This window comes from Pseudomonas sp. PDM30, from assembly GCF_019218985.1.
GTDB classification, from domain to species: domain Bacteria; phylum Pseudomonadota; class Gammaproteobacteria; order Pseudomonadales; family Pseudomonadaceae; genus Aquipseudomonas; species Aquipseudomonas jessenii.
Window position 1 is genome coordinate 320021 of record NZ_JAHUWM010000004.1, and the last position, 23553, is coordinate 343573.

The 23553-nt window shown below is 61.0% G+C and carries 19 protein-coding genes; 10 read left to right on the plus strand and 9 right to left on the minus strand.

The window, feature by feature from the left end; translation table 11 throughout:
- Positions 1–26: 26 nt before the first annotated feature.
- Genes aroK through KW840_RS12035 form a run of 6 tightly spaced genes read right to left on the minus strand, consistent with a single transcriptional unit; the run spans position 27 to position 5407 of the window.
- Positions 27–545, minus strand: a complete 519-nt coding sequence (gene aroK / locus KW840_RS12010) for a shikimate kinase AroK (protein ID WP_057712350.1) — start codon at positions 543–545, stop codon at positions 27–29.
- Between the two features lie 4 nt (positions 546–549).
- Positions 550–2619, minus strand: coding sequence for a type IV pilus secretin PilQ (gene pilQ / locus KW840_RS12015; protein WP_218495245.1), 2070 nt, complete (start codon positions 2617–2619; stop codon positions 550–552).
- 13 nt (positions 2620–2632) lie between these two features.
- Positions 2633–3160, minus strand: coding sequence for a pilus assembly protein PilP (locus tag KW840_RS12020; RefSeq protein WP_218495246.1), 528 nt, complete (start codon positions 3158–3160; stop codon positions 2633–2635).
- The gene (locus tag KW840_RS12025) at positions 3157–3780 is read right to left on the minus strand and encodes a type 4a pilus biogenesis protein PilO (RefSeq protein ID WP_218495247.1); all 624 of its coding nucleotides are present in this window, start codon (positions 3778–3780) and stop codon (positions 3157–3159) included. The genes KW840_RS12020 and KW840_RS12025 overlap by 4 nt, the downstream gene beginning before the upstream one ends.
- On the minus strand, positions 3777–4343 hold the full coding sequence (locus KW840_RS12030) for a PilN domain-containing protein (RefSeq protein WP_218495248.1): 567 nt from the start codon (positions 4341–4343) through the stop codon (positions 3777–3779). The genes KW840_RS12025 and KW840_RS12030 overlap by 4 nt, the downstream gene beginning before the upstream one ends.
- Positions 4343–5407, minus strand: a complete 1065-nt coding sequence (locus KW840_RS12035; RefSeq protein ID WP_218495249.1) for a pilus assembly protein PilM — start codon at positions 5405–5407, stop codon at positions 4343–4345. The genes KW840_RS12030 and KW840_RS12035 overlap by 1 nt, the downstream gene beginning before the upstream one ends.
- Before the next feature lie 218 nt (positions 5408–5625).
- Between KW840_RS12035 and KW840_RS12040 the strand changes: the two genes are divergently transcribed.
- On the plus strand, positions 5626–8064 hold the full coding sequence (locus KW840_RS12040) for a penicillin-binding protein 1A (protein WP_371318462.1): 2439 nt from the start codon (positions 5626–5628) through the stop codon (positions 8062–8064).
- Between the two features lie 230 nt (positions 8065–8294).
- On the opposite strand, the gene KW840_RS12045 is transcribed toward KW840_RS12040, so the two are convergent.
- From KW840_RS12045 to rpmE, 3 genes are all read right to left on the minus strand, one after another.
- Positions 8295–9563, minus strand: coding sequence for a malic enzyme-like NAD(P)-binding protein (locus KW840_RS12045; RefSeq protein ID WP_008047852.1), 1269 nt, complete (start codon positions 9561–9563; stop codon positions 8295–8297).
- A 183-nt stretch (positions 9564–9746) separates the two neighbouring features.
- On the minus strand, positions 9747–10535 hold the full coding sequence (locus KW840_RS12050; protein ID WP_218495251.1) for a thermonuclease family protein: 789 nt from the start codon (positions 10533–10535) through the stop codon (positions 9747–9749).
- A gap of 35 nt (positions 10536–10570) precedes the next feature.
- Positions 10571–10789 carry a 50S ribosomal protein L31 gene (gene rpmE / locus KW840_RS12055; protein WP_008047849.1) on the minus strand — a complete coding sequence of 73 codons (219 nt, stop codon included), beginning with the start codon at positions 10787–10789 and terminating at the stop codon, positions 10571–10573.
- A 289-nt stretch (positions 10790–11078) separates the two neighbouring features.
- Here rpmE and KW840_RS12060 point away from each other — a divergent pair, with 289 nt between their 5' ends.
- The 9 genes from KW840_RS12060 (at position 11079) to phaC (KW840_RS12100) (ending at position 23523) form a co-directional block, all read left to right on the plus strand.
- Positions 11079–13298, plus strand: coding sequence for a primosomal protein N' (locus KW840_RS12060; RefSeq protein WP_090452665.1), 2220 nt, complete (start codon positions 11079–11081; stop codon positions 13296–13298).
- Positions 13299–13534: 236 nt separating this feature from the next.
- The gene (gene argS, locus KW840_RS12065; protein ID WP_218495252.1) at positions 13535–15271 is read left to right on the plus strand and encodes an arginine--tRNA ligase; all 1737 of its coding nucleotides are present in this window, start codon (positions 13535–13537) and stop codon (positions 15269–15271) included.
- A gap of 1 nt (position 15272) precedes the next feature.
- On the plus strand, positions 15273–15980 hold the full coding sequence (locus KW840_RS12070; RefSeq protein ID WP_150726570.1) for an SPOR domain-containing protein: 708 nt from the start codon (positions 15273–15275) through the stop codon (positions 15978–15980).
- Between the two features lie 286 nt (positions 15981–16266).
- A complete protein-coding gene (hslV, locus tag KW840_RS12075; RefSeq protein ID WP_007975582.1) occupies positions 16267–16797 on the plus strand; it encodes an ATP-dependent protease subunit HslV in 531 nt (176 codons plus the stop codon).
- A gap of 54 nt (positions 16798–16851) precedes the next feature.
- Complete coding sequence (gene hslU / locus KW840_RS12080; protein ID WP_150811968.1) at positions 16852–18189, plus strand: HslU--HslV peptidase ATPase subunit; 1338 nt, start codon at positions 16852–16854, stop codon at positions 18187–18189.
- Between the two features lie 213 nt (positions 18190–18402).
- Positions 18403–18774: a gamma-butyrobetaine hydroxylase-like domain-containing protein gene (locus tag KW840_RS12085; protein ID WP_218495253.1), complete on the plus strand. Its 372-nt coding sequence runs from the start codon at positions 18403–18405 to the stop codon at positions 18772–18774.
- Between the two features lie 259 nt (positions 18775–19033).
- Positions 19034–20713, plus strand: a complete 1680-nt coding sequence (phaC, locus tag KW840_RS12090) for a class II poly(R)-hydroxyalkanoic acid synthase (protein WP_057712362.1) — start codon at positions 19034–19036, stop codon at positions 20711–20713.
- A gap of 157 nt (positions 20714–20870) precedes the next feature.
- Complete coding sequence (gene phaZ / locus KW840_RS12095; protein WP_057712363.1) at positions 20871–21725, plus strand: poly(3-hydroxyalkanoate) depolymerase; 855 nt, start codon at positions 20871–20873, stop codon at positions 21723–21725.
- A 115-nt stretch (positions 21726–21840) separates the two neighbouring features.
- Positions 21841–23523, plus strand: coding sequence for a class II poly(R)-hydroxyalkanoic acid synthase (gene phaC / locus KW840_RS12100; RefSeq protein ID WP_090452657.1), 1683 nt, complete (start codon positions 21841–21843; stop codon positions 23521–23523).
- Positions 23524–23553: the final 30 nt, after the last annotated feature.

Here is a 23553-nt window from a genome sequence, read left to right on the forward strand (position 1 = left end):
GAGGATAGCGCATTTCGCGCGGCGCTTTAACGGGGTGGCAACTGCTGCAGACGCTCTAGAATGTCGAGTACGACCATTCGTGGCGGTCGCTCATCGGTTTCGACCACCAGGTCGGCAATTTCCCGATAAAGCGGATCGCGGATCGCCAGCAGATCCCGCAGGGTCTTGGCCGGATCGGCGGTGCGCAGCAATGGCCGATTACGGTCGCGGGACGTGCGGCCGACCTGCTGCTCGACTGACGCATGCAGATAAACCACCCGCCCACCGGCATGCAGTGCCCGACGATTGGCTTCGCGCATGACCGCGCCCCCGCCTGTCGCCAGCACCACACCGTCGCAATCGCACAGCTCGGCAATCATTGCCTGCTCACGATCACGAAAACCCGGTTCGCCTTCCTTATCGAAGATCCAAGGGATATTGGCGCCCGTGCGCAATTCAATTTCCTTATCGGAATCTTTGAATGGCAGGCGCAGCTCTTTGGCCAGCAACCGGCCGATGGTGCTTTTTCCAGCACCCATCGGTCCAACAAGAATCAAATTTCGCACAGAATCAATGACTCACAGCAATCGCCCGATTATTCATGATACGCGGAGTGAGGAATACCAACAGCTCGGATTTTTTCTCCGAAACCACATCACGCCGGAAAAGGCGGCCAAGATACGGCACATCGCCAAGAAATGGCACCTTATCTACAACCTTGCTCTGAGTATTTGAGAAAACACCACCAATGACGATGGTCTCGCCATCGTTGACCAGGACCTTGGCGTTGACTTCGTTTTTCTTGATGGGGGGTACATCCTGAACCTTGTTCAGGTAGTCCGGTTCGTCCTTGGTCACCTTGACTTCCATGATGATCCGGTTGTCGGGCGTGATCTGCGGCGTCACTTCCAGCGACAGCGAAGCCTCCTTGAACGACACCGAAGTCGCGCCACTGGAGCTGGCTTCCTGATAGGGAATTTCCGTGCCCTTGAGGATTTTGGCGGTTTCCTTGTCGGACGTGACCACCTTGGGCTGCGAGACGATTTCCCCGTTGCCGGTTTTCTCCATAGCCGTCAGCTCCAGGTCCAGCAAGACGTTATCGGTGATGAAGGCGATGCCGATTCCCGAGGTGTTGTTGGCTACGCCCATGTCGACGAACGGTGAGTTGGTGCTGGTACTGCCTGGCGTGCCAATGGTCGATGACCCATTGAGTCCATTGCTGACACCGGAGGTGTTCCAGTTGCCCTTGTTCTGTATCGAACCACCCCAACGCACCCCGAGGCTTTTGTCATAGTCGACGTTGGCTTCGACAATGCGCGCCTCGATCATCACCTGACGCACAGGAATATCCAGCTGCGTGACGATCCTGCGCAGCTCATCCAGCCGGTCCTGGGTCTGGTAGGCAATGATGTTGTTGGTGCGTTCATCGACGGTGATTGATCCCCGTTCGTCGGGTTTCGCTTCGGCACTGGTCACCGACTGGAAGAGCTTGGCGATATCCGCCGCCTTGGCGTAATTGACCTGCAACAGCTCCCGACGCAACGGTGCCAGATCGGCAATCTGCTTCTGCGATTCGAGCTCCTGACGCTCACGGGCAGCAATTTCATCGGCCGGCGCAACCAGCAGGACATTGCCGACCTTGCGCTTGTCCAGCCCCTTGGTTTTCAGCACCAGATCCAGCGCCTGATCCCACGGCACGTTCTGCAAGCGCAGGGTAATTCCCCCCTGGACCGTGTCGCTGGCCACCAGATTGAGGTTGGTGAAATCGGCGATCAGTTGCAGCACCGAGCGCACATCGATGTCCTGGAAGTTCAGCGATAGCTTCTCGCCGCTGTAGGCCTGTTGCCCGGCATTGCGTTTTTGCAGTTCGTCGACCGTCGCCGGGCGAACGCTGACCGTGAGCTTATTGTCAGTCTGATAGGTCGAGTAATCGAACGTGCCGCCGGGCTCAATGCTGATGGTGGCTCGATCGCCGCTCGCGCTGGCATTGACGAACTGCACGGGCGTGGCGAAATCCTTCACGTCCAGGCGCACGCGCAATCGCTCGGGCAATAAGGTCTTGGCAAATCCGACGATGATCCTGCCTTCGCGCTCTTGTATGTCGGGCGCAATCGATGGATCCGACAAGTCGATCACCACGTTGCCTTCGCCCTGGGTCCCCCTCTGGAAATCCACACCCCGAATGGCCTTGCCCGCCGTCGCGACGGCTCGTGCCGGAACCGGCGTTGCTGCGGCCGCTGGCCTGGATGTCGACGGTTTGACTCCCTGCCCGACTACAACCAGCAGATTGTTACCTTCTATTCGCGAGTCGTACGGGGCAGGCTGGGTCAGGTTGATGATCAATCGCGTACGGTCCCGGGCTTCCACCACCGTCGCACTTCGGGCATTTCCACTGCCCAGATCGTGAGTCTTGCTCGCCAGCTGACTGGCGACACCCGGCAAATCCAGGGCAATCCGGGCTGGCGAATCCGTCGTGTAGCCGTGGGGCACCGGGGGCGGCGCATCGAACGACAACTTCAACTCGACACGGTCACCCGGCAGCGCTGCGACATCCAGCGCCTTGAGATTGGCCGCTTGTACCATCGGCGACAACAACGCTATCCATAGCGAAAGGCCGACGGTGGAAAGAATCCTGTTCATTATTGGAGTTCCACTATGAGTGCTCTTTCAAAGGGATGGTCCGGGGACGCTCCAGCCACGCACCCTGACCATCAGAGACAATTTCAACCATATCGACTTGAGAGCCACTGATCGCAACGATCCGTCCGTGGTTACGCCCCAGGTAATCGCCGACTTTCAGCCGGTGCACCCCACCCGCCCCGCGCAGCAGGGCATAGGAGCCCGTTGCATTGGAAAGGGTGCCGACCATTTCAAACTGCTCGATGTTGAAGCCTTCGAGGTATTGCTTGACCCGACCCGGGTCGGGTTTGACGTTACCCGAACCCCGCCGCCGGGCCGCCAGATCAGTGCTGATCTGTGGCGAAAACGGGCTGCGCAGATTCGCCGCGTTGTAAGTGAATGCAGGGTAAGACTGGAATACTGGCGTTGGTTCAATCTTCCCCGGCCCGTGCAGGCGCATTTCGTTCATGTACGCGTCCAGATCGGTGTAGTCATCGCCCCCGCCACAACCGGACAGGGCAGACAGCAATACCACCACCGAAAAACTACGTGCCGGGCTCATTGATGCTGTCCCTTGTCGTTGTAGCGGTAGGTCTTGGCGAGGATGGTCAAGCGCAGTTTCGGACCACCCTCAGGGCTGACAGGAGCAAGATCGAAATCGTGCAAGGTAACGATTCGCGGCAACCCGGCCACACCACTGACGAAGGTGGCCAGGTCGTGGTAATCCCCGGTGACCGTGATCTGGATCGGCAGTTCGATGTAGAACGGCTGGGCCACCTCCGGCAGCAACTTGATCTCTTCGAACTCCAGGCCACTGCCGAGGCCCGTACGCGTGATGTCTTCGAGCAAGCCGGGCACTTCGGTATCGCTGGGCAGTTGCCGCAACAGCACGACGAAGGTGTTCTCCATCTCTTTCAACTGCCGGGTATAGAGATCCAGGTTCGCCGCCATGCGGGCCTTGCTGGCGAACTGCCCCTTGAGTGTCGACTCTTCCTCGCGCTTGAGATCGAGCTGGCTCACAAGGTCGCGGGTGGAAAAGTTATAGCTAAAGGCCAGCACCAGAAGCACGAGCAAAGCAGCCACCAGACACTTGATCGCCGGCGGCCAGGCGCCCATGTTGCTGGTATCCAGATCATTGATGTCGATCTTGCGCAGCCCTTCGAACCATTCGGACAGACTCATTTGCCCCCCTCCGGTGTTGCGGGTTGAGTCTGGCGGACGGTCAACTGGAAGACGTTTGCCTGCTCCAACTGGCCGGCAGCCATGGCCTTGACTTCGGTCAGGCTCGGCGCATCGAACCAGTCTGATGCCTCGAGGTTGCGCATCAATTCTGAAACGCGGTTGTTGGATTGCGCGGCACCGGTGATGGACAAGGTCTTTGCGGTCATTTTCACTTCGGTGAAATACACGCCGTCGGGCAGGGCTCTCGCCAACTGGTCAAATATTCGCCCGCTGATTTGGCGATTGCCTTGCAGGCCCTGGATGACAGCCATGCGCTCGACCAATTGCTGACGGCGCGCCTTGAGATCATTGATCTGGCTGATTCGATCATCGACCACGGCGACTTGCTTGCCGATGTAATCGTTACGGGCGACTTGCTGGTCGATGGCACCGCTAATGACCCGGTTCGCGACCAGCACCGCACCCATCGCGCCCACCATTGCCGTCACCAGGATCAGCAGGAAGCGCTTGCGGCGGACTTCACGCCGCTCCTCGCGCCAGGGTAAAAGGTTGATCCGTGCCATCAGTCGAAGCTCCTGAGGGCCAGACCGCAGGCGATCATCAACGCCGGGGCATCACTCGCCAGGGCAGCGCCATTGACCTTGCTGCCCAGAGTCATTTCGCAAAACGGGTTCGCGACCTGGGTCGGCGTGCCCAATTGCTGCTCGATCAAACGGTCCAGCCCCGGGATCGACGCCGTACCGCCGGCCAGCAGGACATGGTCGACGGCGCTGTACTGGCCGGAAGCAAGGAAGAAGTGCAACGAGCGCGACACCTGCTGCACCAGCGCCTCTCGAAATGGCTGCAAGACCTCAGCGGCATAGTCATCCGGCAACCCGCCCTTCTTTTGCGCCAGCCCCGCCTGCTCCAGCGTCAGGCCGTAGCGACGCTGGATTTCCTCGGTCAGTTGCCGACCGCCGAACAGTTGTTCGCGGGTGTAGATAATCCGCCCGTTGTGCAGCACGCTCAGGGTGGTCATGGTGGCGCCGATGTCCACCACTGCGACCGTCAAAGGTTTCTCGGAAACCGCGAGTCGACTGGCCAGAAGTTCGAATGAACGCTCCAGCGCGTAGGCCTCGACATCGACCACGCGGGCGGTCAGCCCCGCCAGGGCCAGGGCGGCCTCTCGGACTTCGACGTTTTCCTTGCGACAAGCGGCGAGCAGCACGTTGACGCGCTCGGGATTACGCCCGGAGGTGCCCTGGACTTCAAAGTCGATCGCGACTTCGTCCAGGGGATAAGGAATGTACTGGTCAGCCTCGATTTTCAGCTGGCTTTCCATTTCGTCTTCGCAAAGACCGGCATCCATCTCGATGGTCTTGGTGATCACCGCTGAGCCCGCCACGGCCACGGCCACGTTCTTGAGGGCGGTTCTGGCCTTGGCCAGCGCGCGAGTGATGGCCAGCCCCACACCTTCGAGCTCGGCAATATTCTTTTCGATCACCGCGCCGACCGGCAATGGCTCGACCGCATAGGCCTCGACCCGATAGCGCTCACCCTGACGGCTCAACTCAAGAAGTTTCACCGAGGTGGAACTGATGTCGATTCCCAGCAGCGTATTGGATTTTTTGTTGAAGAGTCCTGGCACTACCAATTCCCTATGACTTTCCGTGAGTTACGGACTCTGCAATGTCCATTGCGTTCAATCCACCCGTCTTGACAGCAGCGCCAGCCACGCTCCCGATCAGAAAAATGCTTATAATGCCCAGCGTTTTTTTTCCGCTTTTGCTCAAGCGCGGGTCGTTCTCGTTTAGCCTGAACCCTGTTGCCCAATTCATTTTTTACCCTGGATATCCAAAAGCCTTGATTCGTCTGCTGAAGTTTTTCGGTTGGTCCATCGTCGCGGTTTTCTGCGGACTCCTTCTGGGTCTGAGCGGGGCGTACCTTTACCTTAGTCCCGGACTACCGTCCGTGGAGGCGCTGAGAAGCATCCAGTTGCAGATCCCTTTGCGGGTCTACAGCAGCGATAACAAGTTGATCGCAGAGTTTGGCGAAATGCGCCGTACACCGATCCGTTTCGCCGACATTCCCCCCAATTTCATCAATGCGTTACTAAGTGCTGAAGACGACAATTTCGCCAACCACTACGGCGTCGATCCGAGCAGCCTGATGCGTGCCGCGACCCAACTGATCAAAAGCGGACACATCCAGTCCGGCGGCAGCACGATCACCATGCAGGTGGCGAAGAACTTCTTCCTGACCAGCGAACGCAGCTTTTCACGCAAGACCACCGAGATCCTGCTGGCCCTGCAGATCGAACAGCAGCTGACCAAGGACGAGATCCTCGAGCTGTACGTCAACAAGATCTATCTGGGTAACCGCGCCTACGGCATCGAGGCGGCGGCGCAGGTCTATTACGGCAAATCGATTCGCGATGTCAGCCTGGCGCAGATGGCGATGATCGCCGGCCTGCCCAAGGCGCCGTCGCGCTTCAACCCGCTGGCCAACCCGGCGCGCAGCAAGGAGCGTCGCGACTGGATCCTGGGGCGCATGTACAAGCTCGGAAAAATCAGCGAAGCCGACTACACCGCTGCAGTCAACGAACCACTGAACGCCAGCTATCACGTGCCGACCCCGGAAGTGAACGCCCCGTACATCGCCGAAATGGCCCGTGCCGAAATGGTCGGGCGTTACGGTAGCGACGCGTATACCGAAGGCTTCCGCGTCACGACCACGGTACCGAGCGACCTCCAGGAGCTGGCCAACACCGCGGTCCACGAAGGCCTGATGACCTACGATCAGCGTCACGGCTATCGCGGGCCAGAGTCGCGGCTGCCGGGCAAGACCCGCGAGGCCTGGGCAACCGAGCTGACCAAACAACGCATCATCAGCGGCCTGGAACCGGCCATCGTGACCCAAGTCGACAAGACCGGCCTGCAGGTGCTGACCCGCACCGGCCAGGAACACGTGAACTGGGACACCATGAAGTGGGCCCGGCCGTTCCTGAACACCAACAGCATGGGCGCCAACCCGAAACAACCCTCGGACGTGGCCCAGGTCGGCGATCTGATTCGCGTGCAGCGTCAGCCGGACAATTCGCTGAAGTTCAGCCAGATCCCGCAGGCCCAGGGCGCTCTGGTGTCCCTGGACCCGCAGAACGGCGCCATTCGTTCGCTGGTCGGCGGCTTCGCCTTCGAGCAGAGCAACTACAACCGCGCATTGCAGGCCAAGCGCCAGCCGGGCTCGAGTTTCAAACCGTTCGTCTACGCCGCCGCACTGGATAGCGGCTACACCGCCTCCAGCCTGGTGAACGACGCACCGATCGTGTTCGTCGACGAGTACCTGGACAAGGTCTGGCGCCCGAAGAACGACACCAACACCTTCCTCGGCCCGATTCGCCTGCGTGAAGCGCTGTACAAGTCGCGCAACCTGGTGTCGATCCGCTTGCTGCAAGCGATGGGCGTCGGCAAGACCATCGACTACATCACGCGCTTCGGCTTCAACAAACAGGACCTGCCACCCAACCTGTCCCTGGCACTGGGCACTGCGACCCTGACGCCAATGGAAATCGCCACCGGCTGGAGCGCCTTCGCCAACGGCGGCTACAAGATCACCCCGTACATCATCGACAAGATCGAAAGCCGCAACGGCGACACACTGTTCGTCGCCAACCCGCCGAGCGTGCCTCAGGGCGGCGCGGCCAGCGATGGCATTGCCGTGCCAACCGCCCAAGCCTTCACGGTCAACGCAACGCCGGGCGAGGCACCGGGCACTACGCCGACACCACAAGCACCCGCCGTGGCCGAACGCATCGTTGATGGGCGCACCACGTACATCCTCAACAGCATGCTTGAGGATGTGATCAAGCTCGGCACCGGTCGCCGCGCGCTCGCCCTGGGCCGCCCTGACATTGCCGGCAAGACCGGTACGACCAACGAATCCAAGGACGCCTGGTTCTCCGGCTACAACGCCGATTACGTGACGACCGTGTGGACCGGCTTCGATCAACCGGAAAGCCTGGGTCGCAAGGAATTCGGCGGCACCGTCGCGCTGCCGATCTGGATGAACTACATGGGCGCCGCGCTCAAAGGCAAACCACCGCATACTCAACCGGAGCCCGAAGGCATCCTCAGTCTGCGAGTCGATCCGATCAGCGGTCGCGCGGCCAGCCCGGGCACCCCGGGGGCCTACTTTGAACTGTTCAAGGTCGAAGATACGCCACCGTCCGGGAACGAGCTGGGCAACGGTCTGGCACCTGGCAGCCCGCTGCCGGCGGATGAAGCGGCGCCGATCGATTTGTTCTGATTGCAGGACCAACATAAAGCCCCGCTCTTCTGTAGAAGGCGGGGCTTTTTTGCATCCGGGTTTCCTGTCATATCGCCATCGCGAGCAAGCTCGCTCCCACAGGGGTACGCATTCCAATGTGGGAGCGGGCTTGCTCGCGAAGAGGCCATCAGAAACCCCACAAAACCTTCAGGCACAAAAAAGCCCCGACTCTCACAAGCCGGGGCTTTTCGTTGAAGCGCTACAACGGCTTAGCCGTTGAACACGTCATCCACGCTTTTGAGCGGGTAGTTCTTCGGATACGGCAGGGTCGCCACACCGGTCTCGATGGCAGCTTTGGCCACGGCATCGGAGATCAGGGTGATCAGACGGGCATCCATTGGCTTCGGAATGATGTACTCACGACCGAATTCCAGCTTGATGCCGCCGTAGGCGTCGCACACTTCCTGAGGTACCGGCAGCTTGGCCAGTTCACGCAGGGCGTTGGCCGCAGCCACTTTCATTTCTTCGTTGATGCGCTTGGCGCGAACGTCCAGGGCACCGCGGAAGATGAACGGGAAGCCCAGTACGTTGTTGACCTGGTTCGGGTAGTCGGAACGACCGGTGGCCATGATCACGTCGCTACGGGTAGCGTGCGCCAGCTCCGGGGAGATTTCCGGATCAGGGTTCGAGCAGGCGAACACGATCGGGTTAGGCGCCATCGACAGCAGGCCTTCAGCACTCAGCAGGTTCGGGCCGGACAGACCAACGAACACATCGGCGCCTTGCAGGGCGTCAGCCAGGGTGCGCTTGTCGGTCGCGTGAGCGAACACAGCCTTGTACTGGTTCAGGTCGTCACGGCCGGAGTGGATCACGCCGGTGCGGTCGACCATGTAGATGTTTTCGATGTTGGCGCCCATGCTCACCAGCAACTTCATGCAGGAGATGGCGGCAGCGCCGGCACCCAGGCAGACGATCTTGGCTTCCGGCAGGGTTTTGCCAGCGATTTCCAGGGCGTTGATCATGCCGGCGGCGGTCACGATAGCGGTGCCGTGCTGGTCATCGTGGAATACCGGAATATCGCACTGCTCGATCAGAGCGCGCTCGATTTCAAAGCACTCTGGTGCCTTGATGTCTTCCAGGTTGATGCCACCGAAGGTGATGGAGATGCGCTTGACGGTGTCGATGAAGGCTTGCGGGCTTTCGGAGTCGACTTCGATGTCGAAAACGTCGATGCCGGCGAAGCGCTTGAACAGTACGCCCTTGCCTTCCATCACTGGCTTGGAAGCCAATGGGCCGAGGTTACCCAGACCGAGAATCGCGGTGCCATCGGAAATGACTGCAACCAGGTTGCCTTTGCCGGTGTACTTGTAGGCCAGTTCAGGATCGCGGGCGATCTCGCGTACTGGTTCGGCTACGCCCGGGCTGTAGGCCAGCGACAGGTCGCGAGCGGTAGCAGTGGCCTTGGTGAGCTCGACACTCAGCTTCCCTGGACGAGGATTGGCGTGATATTCGAGAGCGGCAGTTTTCAGATCAGACATTTTGGCATTCCGCTTTTTACTGTTGGACAGACTGGTCAGCGAGGATACGCGCCTCGCAAAGTCCCCACAAGACTGACTGGTCACCCCTGTCAAGCGCCCGGCCCTACGACTTTGGGCCAAGAGCCACGGCAGACAAGGGTTAGACTGTTCACAATCAGCGAAAAAAATGTCTACAATTTTTTATCACTGCACGACTTGAAACATCGCCGGGTCGGTCAAGGGCAACATCCAGCGCGCCTGACCTTCTTTCAGTCCGCCACGTCGCGAACGATCCAGCACCCAACCGCGCGCCTCGATCTGCTTGCCTTCGAGCCTTTCCAGCAAGGCCGTATCAAACCGCCCCAGCAGATTGGGTGCAACGCGCAATACAACCGAATCCTGTAACTCGATCCAAACCCCGCCACGATTGCGTTGAACCTTGCTCACACGACCGCTGAGCACGGCGAAACCGGAAGTGCTGATCTGCTCCGCCTTCAGTACAGGCGACTGGCGCCATACACCGAGCCCGGCCTGTCGAGCGCTGGTTTCTGCAGCTTGCTGACAGATGACCAGATCGACATTCGGCGCCACGGCCACCTGAAAACCCAGGCCTTCGGCGAGCATTTGCGCTTCGAGGTTGGCGCCATTGGCACCGTAGACATGAGCCAGGGTGCGGCCGTAATGGTCCTTGCCTTCTTTGCCAGGCAGCAAACCAACCTGCCCGTCGCTAGCCGCCACCAGGGCTTCGAGTCGCTTGCGCGCGACCACGGCGAACGGTTCGTCGGAACGGCCATTCTTGCCCAGCTCCGGCGTGTTCAAGCCGATCATGCGCACACTGCGGCCATCGCTCAGGCGCAGGGTGTCGCCGTCCACCACCCGCTGTACCGCGACGGGCGCCAGGCCGCTGGGTGCCGGGCAAAACGCCTGGGCGCCGGATAGCCAAATCGCGGACATAAAAAAGGCGCCCGCGAGGGACGCCTTTTTCATCAGCATGGAAAAACCGGAACGGCTTCCCAAGTTGATTGGCCTTAGGCCTTTTTCGCGCCGAAAGCACCGAAACGGTCGGCGAAGCGCTGTACGCGGCCGCCAGTGTCCAGAGTCTTCTGCTTACCGGTGTAGAACGGGTGGCATTCGTTGCAAACGTCGATCGCCAGGGCTTTGCCGAAGGTCGAACGGGTTTCGAACTTGTTGCCGCAGCTGCAGGTAACAGCAACTGCTGGGTATTCTGGATGGATATCAGCTTTCATGGTGTCTTCCTCAGGCTAGCGTGCCGCCACCCAACACTATTGTTGAATACCGCACGTAATTAGGCCGCGGATTCTACCAGACAATGCCAATCACGCAAGCTGTCCCTGAGACCGACCGTCTGCTAGGCTCCCGGCCCAATACGCGATCCCTGTGGGGGCGAGCTTGCTCGCGATGAGGGTGTGTCATTCGGCATATGCGTTGCCTGACACGGCGCTATCGCGAGCAAGCTCGCTCCCACAGGGGGACATGCAACCCCGCTTTTATCTTCCGCTGATCGAGATCCCCCGCGTGCCCGACGCCATTTTGCGCCTCGCCCTGCCTTCGCCGCTGCGCCGCCTGTTCGACTACCGCGCTCCGGCCGGCGTCCTGCGCGCCCAGTTGCACCCCGGCATGCGCCTGCGGGTACCGTTCGGCCGACGGGAGATGATCGGTATTCTGGTGGAAGTCACCGACACCAGCGAAGTGCCGGTCGAGAAACTCAAGCCGGCCCTGGCCCTGCTCGACGCTACGCCACCGCTGCCACCCGCGCTGTTCAAGCTGTGCCTGTGGACGTCCCAGTATTACCAGCACAGCCTCGGCGACACCTTGAGCTGGGCGCTGCCGGTTTTGCTGCGCCAGGGTGAATTAGCCGAAGCACGCCAGGAGCGCTTCTGGTCCGCCGCGCCGGGGGCCAGCCTCGACGATCCGCGCATCGCCCGCGCCCCGCGCCAGCGTGAAGCCCTGGCCACGCTGGCCCAACATCCCCATGGCGTCGCCCATCAATTGCTGAGCAAACTGATGCTGAGCAAGGACAGCCTGGATTTGCTGCTGGCCAAGGACCTGGTGCAGGTCGAGATCCGCCGGCACGCCCCGGGCGCACGCCACGAACACTGGCTGGCGCAACCGGAACTCCCCCTAAACCCGGAGCAGCGCGCCGCCTATGAGGCGATTCGCGCCGGCTTCGACAGTTATCACGCGTTCCTGCTGGCCGGCGTCACCGGCAGCGGCAAGACCGAAGTCTATCTGCAGTTGATCCGCGAAACCCTCGAGGCCGGTAAGCAGGCGCTGGTACTGATCCCGGAAATCAACCTCGGCCCGCAGACCCTGGCGCGCTTCGAACAGCGTTTCAATGCCCGTATCGCGCTGATCCATTCGGCGGTCAATGACCGCGAACGCCTCGAGGCCTGGCTGGCCGCGCGGGACGGTGAGGCCGACATCATTATCGGCACCCGCTCGGCCCTGTTCACTCCGATGAAGAACCCCGGTCTGATCATCATCGACGAAGAGCACGACGGCTCCTATAAACAGCAGGAAGGTTTGCGCTACCACGCCCGCGATCTGGCATTGGTGCGGGCGCGACAGGAAAACATTCCGATTGTCCTCGGCTCCGCCACCCCTTCGCTGGAAAGCCTGCACAACGCCTACACCGGCCGCTACGGGCTGCTGCGCTTGAACGAGCGAGCCGGCGGCGCCAAACAGCCGCGCTTTCTGCGTCTGGACGTGAAAAGCCGCCCGCTGGACAGCGGCATTTCCGGGCCGATGCAACAAGCCATCGGCCAGACTCTGGCCGCCGGACAGCAAGTCCTGGTGTTCCTCAACCGCCGCGGCTTCGCCCCGACCCTGCTGTGTCATGACTGTGGCTGGATGTCCGAGTGCCAGCGCTGTGATGCGCGAATGACCGTGCACCAGCGTTACGGAGAGTTGCGCTGCCACCATTGCGGCTACGTCGAACGTGTGCCGCGCCAGTGCCCGAAGTGCAACAAGGTCGATCTGCGCCCCGTTGGCGCCGGTACCGAACGGGCCGAGGAGCGCCTGGCGATTCTGTTCCCGGACTATCCGGTGCTGCGGGTCGACCGCGACAGCACATCGCGCAAGGATGCGATGAACCAGTTGTTCGCGACCATTCAAAAAGGCCAGCCGTGCATCCTGATCGGCACGCAGATGCTTGCCAAAGGTCACCACTTTCCACGGGTGACGCTGGTGTCGATCCTCGACGCCGACGGCGGCCTGTTCTCCGGCGACTTCCGCGCCAGCGAGCGCATGGCTCAATTGATCGTGCAGGTCGCCGGCCGCGCAGGTCGCGCCGAAGAGCCGGGCAAGGTGATTATCCAGACGCACCTGGCCGACCATCCGTTGCTGGTGCAATTGACCGAGCAAGGCTATTTCGCCTTTGCCGAACAGGCCTTGAGCGAACGCCGCGCGGCCGGTCTGCCGCCGTTTGCGCACCTGGCGCTGCTGCGGGCCGAGGCGCATAAACCGGGTCAGGCCGAAGGCTTCCTGGATGAGGCTTGCAGCGAGGCGGAGCGTTTGCTGGCCGAGCAGAATCTGACCGGGATCGAGTTATTGGGACCGGTCCCGGCACCGATGGAGCGCCGGGCCGGGCGTTACCGTGCGCAACTGTTGGTACAGGCTACGGCGCGAGCACCCTTGCATCGATTGCTGGCCAGTTGGTTGCTGGTGCTGGAGCAGATGCCGAGCGGGCGGGCGGTGCGTTGGTCCTTGGATGTCGACCCCGTAGATCTATATTGATTTTGAGATCGCTTTCGCGAGCAAGCCCGCTCCCACAGTGGTTCTCGGGTGGAACTAAATTTTGTATCCACCTCAAAACCTGTGGGAGCGAGCTTGCTCGCGATGGGGCCCTAATTGTCACCACACATCCACATCCTGCCTGCTAAGGTTGGCAAGCCCGTCTTCGCAACGGATAATGCCCAGTTTTTCCACCAGCGCATGATGCGCCGCCGCGCCTGCGGTCGAAAGAGAAGACCATGAAAGACACCATTCGCCAGCTGATCCAACAAGCCATCACCCAACTCGTCAACGAAGGTGTGTTGCCTGAAGGCCTGTCGCCGGCGATCCAGGTGGAAAACTCCCGCGACAAGAAGAACGGCGATTTCGCCAGCAACATCGCCATGATGCTGGCCAAGCCCGCCGGCATGAAGCCCCGCGACCTGGCGGAAAAAATCATCGCCGCCCTGCCGGCTGACGAAAATGTCGCCAAGACCGAAATCGCCGGCCCGGGCTTCCTGAACTTCTTCCAGAACACCGACGCCCTGGCCTCGCGCCTGGACGCGGCCCTGGCCGACACCCACATCGGCGTACGCAAGGCCGGCCCGGTGCAGCGCACCGTGGTCGACCTGTCGGCACCGAACCTGGCCAAGGAGATGCACGTCGGTCACCTGCGCTCGACCATCATCGGCGACGGCGTGGCCCGCGTGCTGGAGTTCCTCGGCGACACCGTGATCCGTCAGAACCACGTCGGCGACTGGGGCACCCAGTTCGGCATGCTGATGGCTTACCTGCAGGAAAACCCGATCACCAGCGACGAGCTGTCGGACCTGGAGAACTTCTACCGCGCCGCCAAGCAACGCTTCGACGAATCCGAAGAGTTCGCCGACCGTGCCCGTGGCCTGGTGGTCAAGTTGCAGGCCGGCGACGCCGATTGCCTGGCCCTGTGGACCAAGTTCAAGGACATCTCGCTGTCCCACTGCCAGAAGATCTACGAACTGCTCAACGTTAAACTGACCATGGCCGACGTGATGGGCGAAAGCGCCTACAACGACGACCTGATCAACGTGGTCAACGACTTGAAGGCCGCAGGCATGCTGGTCGAGAGCAACGGCGCCCAGTGCGTGTTCCTCGACGAGTTCAAGAACGCCGACGGCGACCCGCTGCCGGTGATCATCGTCAAGGCTGACGGCGGCTACCTCTACGCCACCACCGACCTGGCGGCCGTGCGCTACCGCAGCGGCAAGCTCAAGGCCGATCGTGCGCTGTACTTCGTCGACCAGCGTCAGGCCCTGCACTTCCAGCAAGTGTTCGCCGTGGCGCGCAAGGCCGGTTTCGTGACCCATCCGATGGAAATGGAACACATGGGCTTCGGCACCATGAACGGCGCGGACGGTCGTCCGTTCAAAACCCGTGATGGCGGCACCGTGAAGCTGATCGACCTGCTGACCGAAGCCCAGGAGCGCGCCTACACCCTGGTCAAGGACAAGAACCCGGAACTTGCCGAAGCCGAGTTGCGCAACATCGCCAAGGTGGTGGGCATCGGCGCAGTGAAGTACGCCGACCTGTCCAAGCATCGCACCAGTGACTACAGCTTCAACTTCGACCTGATGCTCAACTTCGAAGGCAACACCGCACCGTACCTGCTGTACGCCTACACCCGCGTGGCCGGCGTGTTCCGCAAGCTCGGCAAGGACTTCAGTGAAGTCGACGGCCAGATCGTCCTCGAAGCGGCGCACGAACATGAACTGGCGGCGAAGCTCGCGCAGTTTGGCGAAATCCTGAACAACGTGTCCGAAAAAGGCACCCCGCACATCCTTTGCACTTACCTGTACGACGTCGCCGGCCTGTTCTCCAGCTTCTACGAGAACTGCCCGATCCTCGCCGCCGATACCCCGGCACAAATGCAGAGCCGCCTGCGCCTCGCCGCGCTGACCGGACGCACCCTCAAGCAAGGCCTGGAACTCTTGGGCCTGGAAACTCTGGAGCGTATGTAAGTTGGCTGCCAAGAAAAAACCTGCACCCAAGCGTGGCGCCAGCCGTTACCAAGCTCCTGCAAAGCAACCGATTCCGGGTTGGTTGTGGATGGTCATCGGCCTCACGGTCGGTGCGTTCCTTGTGTTCTTGATGAAACTGGAGCCGGGCAAGGGCAGCGACACGGTCAAGCGTGAAAAGGTCGAGCAACAGCAGAAAGCCAGCAAGATCGCCGAGGCCAACAAGACCCCGCCGAGCCCGACGCAACCGGTGAAGCCGAAGTACGACTTCTACACCTTGCTGCCGGAATCGGAAGTCATCGTGCCGCCGGATGCCGTGCCGGAAAAAACCCTGCCGACGCCGCAAGTGCCGGCCATCCCGACCACGCCGGTCACCCCGGCCGAAGCGGCGAAGATCGACACCGCACGGGCCCAGGCTGCCTTGGCCGGGATTACTCCGCCTCCTGCACCACCGGTCAAGGCTGCGCCTGTGACGAAGTTTTTCCTGCAGGCTGGCTCGTTCCGCAAAGAGACTGATGCGGACAAGGTGCGGGCGCAGATCATCCTGCTGGGCCAGGCCGTGGCGGTTGAGTCCGGCACGGTGAAAGACGAAACCTGGTATCGGGTTCTGGTCGGTCCGTTCAGCAACCGCGAGCAACTGACCACCGCGCAGAAACAATTGGCGGGCGCAGGCTTCAGCAATTTGTTGTTACAACAACGCCAGAGCCGCTGATTCCTCCCCGTGGGCACCTTGCTTGAGGTCGCCCACAACCCCTGTGGCGAGGGGGCTTGCCCCCGCTGGGGTGCGAAGCGCCCCCAAACCCGGACACCACGTTGCTTCAGACAAATCCGGGATACCGGTTTTACGGCCGCTGCGCGACCGAACGGGGGCGAGCCCCCTCGCCACAGTTATTGCACGCCATTCGTCCCCCGCCGCTTCCTTCAGTTGAAATCCTCTCCACCACCCCCATATGAATGGGCATAAGGCATTTTCGCCCCGCTGCGTGGAGACTCTTCCCTTGACCACCATCGTTTCAGTTCGCCGCCACGGCAAAGTCGTCATGGGCGGCGACGGCCAGGTTTCCCTTGGTAATACCGTGATGAAAGGCAACGCGAAAAAAGTTCGCCGCCTGTACCACGGTCAGGTCATCGCCGGTTTTGCCGGTGCCACCGCTGACGCCTTTACCCTCTTCGAACGCTTCGAAGGCCAGCTTGAAAAACACCAGGGTCACCTGGTGCGCGCCGCCGTCGAACTCGCCAAAGAATGGCGCACCGACCGTTCCCTGAGCCGCCTTGAAGCCATGCTCGCGGTCGCCAACAAGGACGCCTCCCTGATCATCACCGGCAACGGCGATGTGGTTGAGCCCGAAGACGGCCTGATCGCCATGGGTTCCGGTGGCGCCTACGCCCAGGCCGCGGCCAGCGCGCTGCTGAAAAAGACCGACCTGTCAGCCCGGGAAATCGTCGAAACCGCCCTCGGTATCGCCGGCGACATCTGTGTATTCACCAACCACACCCAGACCATTGAGGAGCAGGACTGCGCCGAGTAAGCCCGTGCAGCCATCGCACCACGGCTCATTCTTGCTTGAGGTCCACTGAATATTATGTCCATGACTCCCCGTGAAATCGTCCACGAACTCAACCGCCACATCATCGGCCAGGACGATGCCAAGCGCGCCGTCGCCATTGCCCTGCGCAACCGCTGGCGCCGCATGCAACTGCCCGAAGAGCTGCGCGTTGAAGTAACGCCAAAGAACATCCTGATGATTGGCCCGACCGGTGTCGGTAAAACCGAGATCGCCCGTCGCCTGGCCAAACTTGCCAATGCGCCGTTCATCAAGGTCGAAGCGACCAAGTTCACTGAAGTCGGCTATGTCGGCCGCGACGTCGAATCGATCATTCGTGACCTGGCCGATGCCGCGATCAAGCTGCTGCGCGAACAGGAAATCGTCAAGGTTCGCCACCGCGCCGAAGACGCCGCCGAAGAGCGCATCCTCGATGCATTGCTGCCACCGGCGCGCATGGGCTTCAGCAGCGACGACGCCCCGACTGCCGACTCCAACACCCGTCAACTGTTCCGCAAGCGCCTGCGTGAAGGTCAGCTGGATGACAAGGAGATCGAAATCGAGGTCGCCGAAATGACCGGCGTCGATATCTCCGCGCCACCGGGCATGGAAGAAATGACCAACCAGTTGCAAAGCCTGTTTGCCAACATGGGCAAGGGCAAGAAGAAAGCCCGCAAGCTCAAGGTCAAGGAAGCGCTCAAGCTGGTGCGCGACGAAGAAGCCGGTCGCCTGGTCAACGATGAAGAGTTGAAGGCCAAGGCCCTGGAAGCGGTCGAGCAGCACGGCATCGTGTTCATCGACGAAATCGACAAGGTCGCCAAGCGTGGCAACTCCGGCGGCGTCGATGTGTCCCGCGAAGGCGTGCAGCGCGACCTGCTGCCGCTGATCGAAGGCTGCACCGTCAACACCAAGCTGGGCATGGTCAAGACCGACCACATCCTGTTCATTGCTTCGGGTGCGTTCCACCTGAGCAAGCCGAGCGACCTGGTGCCAGAGCTACAAGGCCGTCTGCCGATCCGTGTCGAACTCAAGGCCCTGACCCCTGAGGATTTCGAACGCATCCTCAGCGAGCCTCACGCCTCGCTCACCGAGCAATACTGCGCTCTGCTGAAAACCGAAGGCCTGGGCATCGAGTTCCAGCCGAGCGGCATCAAGCGCATCGCGGAGATCGCCTGGCAGGTCAACGAGAAAACCGAAAACATCGGTGCCCGTCGCCTGCACACCCTGCTCGAGCGCCTGCTCGAAGAGGTGTCGTTCAGCGCCGGCGACCTGGCCAGCGCCCATGACGACAAGGTGATCCAGATCGACGCCGACTACGTCAACAGCCACCTGGGTGAATTGGCACAGAACGAAGACCTTTCCCGTTATATCCTGTAAGCCATACTTACAGCGATAGAGATCCTGTGGGAGCGAGCCTGTGGCGAGGGGGCTTGCCCCCGTTGGGGCGCGAAGCGCACCTAAAACCAGCCACCGCGATCCTGAATCAGAATGCGGTGATCGGTTTTACGACTGCTTCGCAGTCGAACGGGGGCAAGCCCCCTCGCCACAGGCTCGCTCCCACAAGGTTCTGCACAAGACGGACATCTGGCCATGATCCCCACCGACATCAAGCTGCACAAAGCCTCGAAAACCCTGACGCTCAAATACGCGTCCGGCGAGGAGTACACCCTGCCCGCCGAGTTCTTGCGCGTGCACTCTCCTTCCGCCGAGGTCCAGGGCCACGGCAAACCCATCCTGCAATTTGGCAAGATCAACGTAGGACTGAGCAAGGTAGAACCCGCCGGTCAGTACGCACTGAAATTGACCTTCGATGACGGCCACGACAGCGGCTTGTTCACCTGGGAATATCTGTACGAGCTGGGGCGACGTTATGACGCACTCTGGGAAGATTATCTGGCCGAGCTCAAAGCCGCCGGAAAAACCCGCGATCCGAACGAATCCGTCGTCAGGCTGATGCTCTAATCCGAGCCTCTTGCTCTTTAGAGGGCATTTTCTAATTTCATCTGTTTGAATGCTCCGCTCCAGGGCCGCCGATTGGCCTGCTTGCGAAAAAAATTAAACTCGGGTAACCAATGGAACTGGCAAGTTCCCTGCAGTGCTCTCTGCATTAAAAAGGCAGCGATGCAGTATTAACGGTCACCCCGAGCAGTAGTACCTGGCATTGGCTGTGTGACTACACAGCAGGACCCGGTACTCGTCTCAGGACAATGGAGCGTCGTAGATGAGTAACAAGAATAACGATGACTTGAAGAGTCAAGCCTCGGAAAACACCTTGGGGCTGAATCCTGTCGTTGGACTGCGTGGAAAGGATCTACTGGCTTCTGCTCGAATGGTGCTCAGGCAGGCCATCAAGCAACCGATTCACAGCGCCAGGCATGTCGCTCATTTCGGCCTTGAACTCAAGAACGTGCTGCTCGGCAAATCCGAGCTGCTGCCGACCAGCGATGACCGTCGTTTCGCGGATCCGGCCTGGAGCCAGAACCCGCTCTACAAACGTTATCTGCAAACCTACCTGGCGTGGCGCAAGGAACTCCACGACTGGATCGACGACAGCAACCTGCCGGCCAAGGACGTCAGCCGCGGGCACTTCGTGATCAACCTCATGACCGAGGCCTTCGCCCCGACCAACACGGCGGCCAACCCGGCAGCGGTCAAGCGCTTCTTCGAAACCGGTGGCAAGAGCCTGCTCGACGGCCTCTCGCACCTGGCCAAGGACCTGGTGCATAACGGCGGCATGCCGAGCCAGGTCAACATGGGTGCATTCGAGGTCGGCAAGACCCTTGGTGTGACCGAGGGCGCGGTGGTCTTTCGCAACGACGTGCTGGAGCTGATCCAGTACAAGCCGATCACCGAGCAGGTGCATGAGCGCCCACTGCTGGTGGTACCGCCGCAGATCAACAAGTTCTACGTTTTCGACCTGAGCCCGGAAAAGAGCCTGGCGCGGTTCTGCCTGCGCAACAACATGCAGACCTTCATCGTCAGCTGGCGCAACCCGACCAAGGAGCAGCGCGAGTGGGGCCTGTCGACCTACATCGAAGCGCTCAAAGAAGCGGTTGATGTGGTCACCGCCATCACCGGCAGCAAAGACGTGAACATGCTCGGTGCCTGCTCCGGCGGCATCACCTGCACCGCGCTGCTGGGCCACTACGCGGCAATCGGCGAGAACAAGGTCAACGCCCTGACCCTGCTGGTCAGCGTGCTCGACACCACCCTGGACAGCGACGTGGCCCTGTTCGTCGACGAGCAAACCCTGGAAGCCGCCAAGCGCCAGTCGTACCAGGCCGGTGTACTCGAAGGCCGCGACATGGCGAAAGTCTTCGCCTGGATGCGCCCCAACGACCTGATCTGGAACTACTGGGTCAACAACTACCTGTTGGGCAACGAGCCGCCGGTATTCGACATTCTGTTCTGGAACAACGACACCACCCGGTTGCCCGCCGCGTTCCATGGCGACCTGATCGAGATGTTCAAAAGTAACCCGTTGACCCGTGCCGATGCACTGGAAGTGTGCGGTACGCCGATCGATCTGAAGAAGGTCACCGCCGACATCTTCTCGCTGGCCGGCACCAGCGACCACATTACCCCGTGGCGCTCCTGCTACAAGTCGGCGCAACTGTTCGGCGGCAACGTTGAATTCGTGCTGTCCAGCAGCGGACACATCCAGAGCATTCTGAACCCGCCGGGCAATCCGAAATCGCGCTACATGACCAGCACTGAAATGCCCGCCAATGCCGATGACTGGCAGGAAGAGTCGACCAAGCACGCCGACTCCTGGTGGCTGCACTGGCAGGCGTGGCAGGCACAGCGTTCGGGCAACCTGAAAAAAGCTCCGCTGAAATTGGGCAACAAGGCCTATCCCGCGGGTGAAGCCGCGCCAGGCACCTATGTGCATGAGCGGTAACTGACACACCTCGACTTCCCTGTGGGAGCGAGCTTGCTCGCGATGACGGTGGCAGGTTTGGCATATGCGCTGACTGACACTCCGCTATCGCGAGCAAGCTCGCTCCCACAAAGGGGTCGAGGAAGAATTTGAGAAAGCGACCCACAGGGCCAGAAGCATGCCGCAACCCTTCATATTCCGTACCGTCGATCTGGATGGCCAGACACTCCGCACGGCGGTACGCCCCGGCAAGCCTCACTTGACGCCCCTGCTGATATTCAACGGCATCGGCGCCAACCTGGAGCTGGTGTTCCCGTTCATCGCGGCACTGGACCCGGACCTGGAAGTCATCGCCTTCGACGTACCCGGCGTCGGCGGTTCGTCGACACCAAACCGGCCGTACCGTTTTCCGAGCCTTGCGAAGCTCACGGCGCGGATGCTCGACTATCTCGACTACGGGCAGGTCAACGTCATCGGCGTGTCCTGGGGGGGCGCCCTGGCCCAACAGTTCGCCTACGACTATCCGGAGCGCTGCAAGAAACTCGTGCTGGCGGCAACGGCGGCGGGTGCGGTGATGGTACCGGGCAAGCCGAAAGTGCTGTGGATGATGGCCAGCCCGCGACGCTACATCCAACCGTCCCACGTGATCCGCATTGCGCCGATGATCTACGGCGGCGCTTTCCGTCGCGACCCGACGCTGGCCGCGAGCCATGCGGCCAAGGTGCGTTCAGCGGGCAAGCTCGGATACTACTGGCAGCTGTTCGCCGGCCTCGGCTGGACCAGCATCCACTGGTTGCACAAGATCCGCCAGCCGACCCTGGTACTGGCCGGCGACGATGACCCGCTGATCCCGTTGGTCAACATGCGCTTGCTGGCCTGGCGGATCCCCAACGCCCAGTTGCACATCATCGATGACGGGCATTTGTTCCTGATTACCCGGGCCGAAGCGGTGGCCCCGATCATCATGAAATTCCTGGAAGAGGAGCGCCAGCGCGCGGTGATGCATCCGCGTCCGGCGCCATTGGGCAGCTAAACCGCTGCATCAGCGGCCGGCAGGACGCCACGCCGCGCAACAACCCGTTACAGCGTCTATGGTGTTCTGGTTCGGTGTGTTTGTTTTTAGCCTGAAGACGAAGGAGTGTTGACTCATGCGCGAGAAACCAGCGAGGGATTCCTTACCGACTCCCGCCGCGTTCATCAATGCACAGAGTGCGATTACCGGCCTGCGCGGTCGGGATCTGTTATCGACCCTGCGTAGTGTGGCCGCCCATGGCTTGCGCAATCCGGTGCACAGTGCCCGACATGCCCTCAAACTCGGCGGCCAGCTTGGTCGTGTGCTGCTGGGCGAAACCCTGCACCCGACCAACCCGCAGGACACCCGTTTCACCGATCCGGCATGGAGCCTCAACCCGTTTTATCGGCGCAGCCTGCAGGCCTATCTTAGCTGGCAGAAACAGGTCAAGAGCTGGATCGACGAGAGCGACATGAGCCCGGACGACCGCGCCCGTGCCCACTTTGCGTTCACCTTGCTCAACGACGCCGTATCACCCTCCAACACCCTGCTCAATCCACTGGCGGTCAAGGAGCTCTTCAATTCCGGCGGTAACAGCCTGGTGCGTGGCATCAGCCATTTGGTGGACGATCTGCTGCACAACGACGGCCTGCCCCGGCAAGTCACCAAGCAAGCATTCGAGGTTGGCAAGACGGTCGCCACCTCCACCGGAGCCGTGGTGTTTCGCAACGAACTGCTGGAGTTGATCCAGTACAAACCGATGAGCGAAAAGCAGTATTCCAAGCCCCTGCTGGTGGTGCCGCCGCAAATCAACAAGTACTACATTTTCGACCTGAGTCCCCACAACAGCTTCGTCCAGTACGCGCTGAAAAACGGCCTGCAAACCTTCATGATCAGCTGGCGCAACCCGGATGTGCGTCACCGCGAATGGGGGCTCTCGACCTACGTGGAAGCGGTAGAAGAGGCCATGAATGTCTGCCGGGCGATCACGGGCGCACGGGAGGTCAACCTGATGGGCGCTTGCGCCGGCGGTCTGACCATTGCCGCGCTGCAAGGACACCTGCAGGCCAAACGGCAGCTGCGCAGGGTGTCCAGCGCAACTTACCTGGTGAGCCTGCTCGACAGCCAGATGGACAGCCCCGCAACGCTGTTCGCCGACGAACAGACTCTGGAAGCCGCCAAACGCCGCTCCTATCAGAAAGGTGTACTGGACGGCCGTGACATGGCCAAGGTCTTCGCCTGGATGCGCCCGAACGATTTGATCTGGAGCTACTTCGTCAACAACTACCTGTTGGGCAAGGAGCCACCGGCGTTCGACATTCTCTACTGGAACAACGACAACACGCGCCTGCCGGCCGCCCTGCATGGTGACCTGCTGGACTTCTTCAAGCACAACCCGCTGACTCACCCGGGCGGCCTGGAAGTGTGTGGCACGCCGATCGACTTGCAGAAGGTCACCGTCGACAGCTTCAGCGTCGCCGGCATCAACGATCACATCACGCCGTGGGACGCGGTGTATCGCTCGACGCTGTTGCTCGGTGGCGAGCGGCGCTTCGTGCTGTCCAACAGCGGCCATGTGCAGAGCATCCTCAACCCGCCGAGCAACCCGAAAGCCAACTACGTCGAGAACGGCAAATTCAGCAGCGACCCACGGGCCTGGTACTACGACGCCAAGCGTGTCGATGGCAGTTGGTGGACCCAATGGCTTGGCTGGATTCAGGAACGCTCCGGCGCGCAGAAGGAAACCCACATGGCGCTCGGCAACCAGAACTATCCACCGATGGAGGCAGCACCCGGTACTTACGTGCGCGTGCGCTGACGTTCAACGAGCCACGGCCACTGTCGGCCG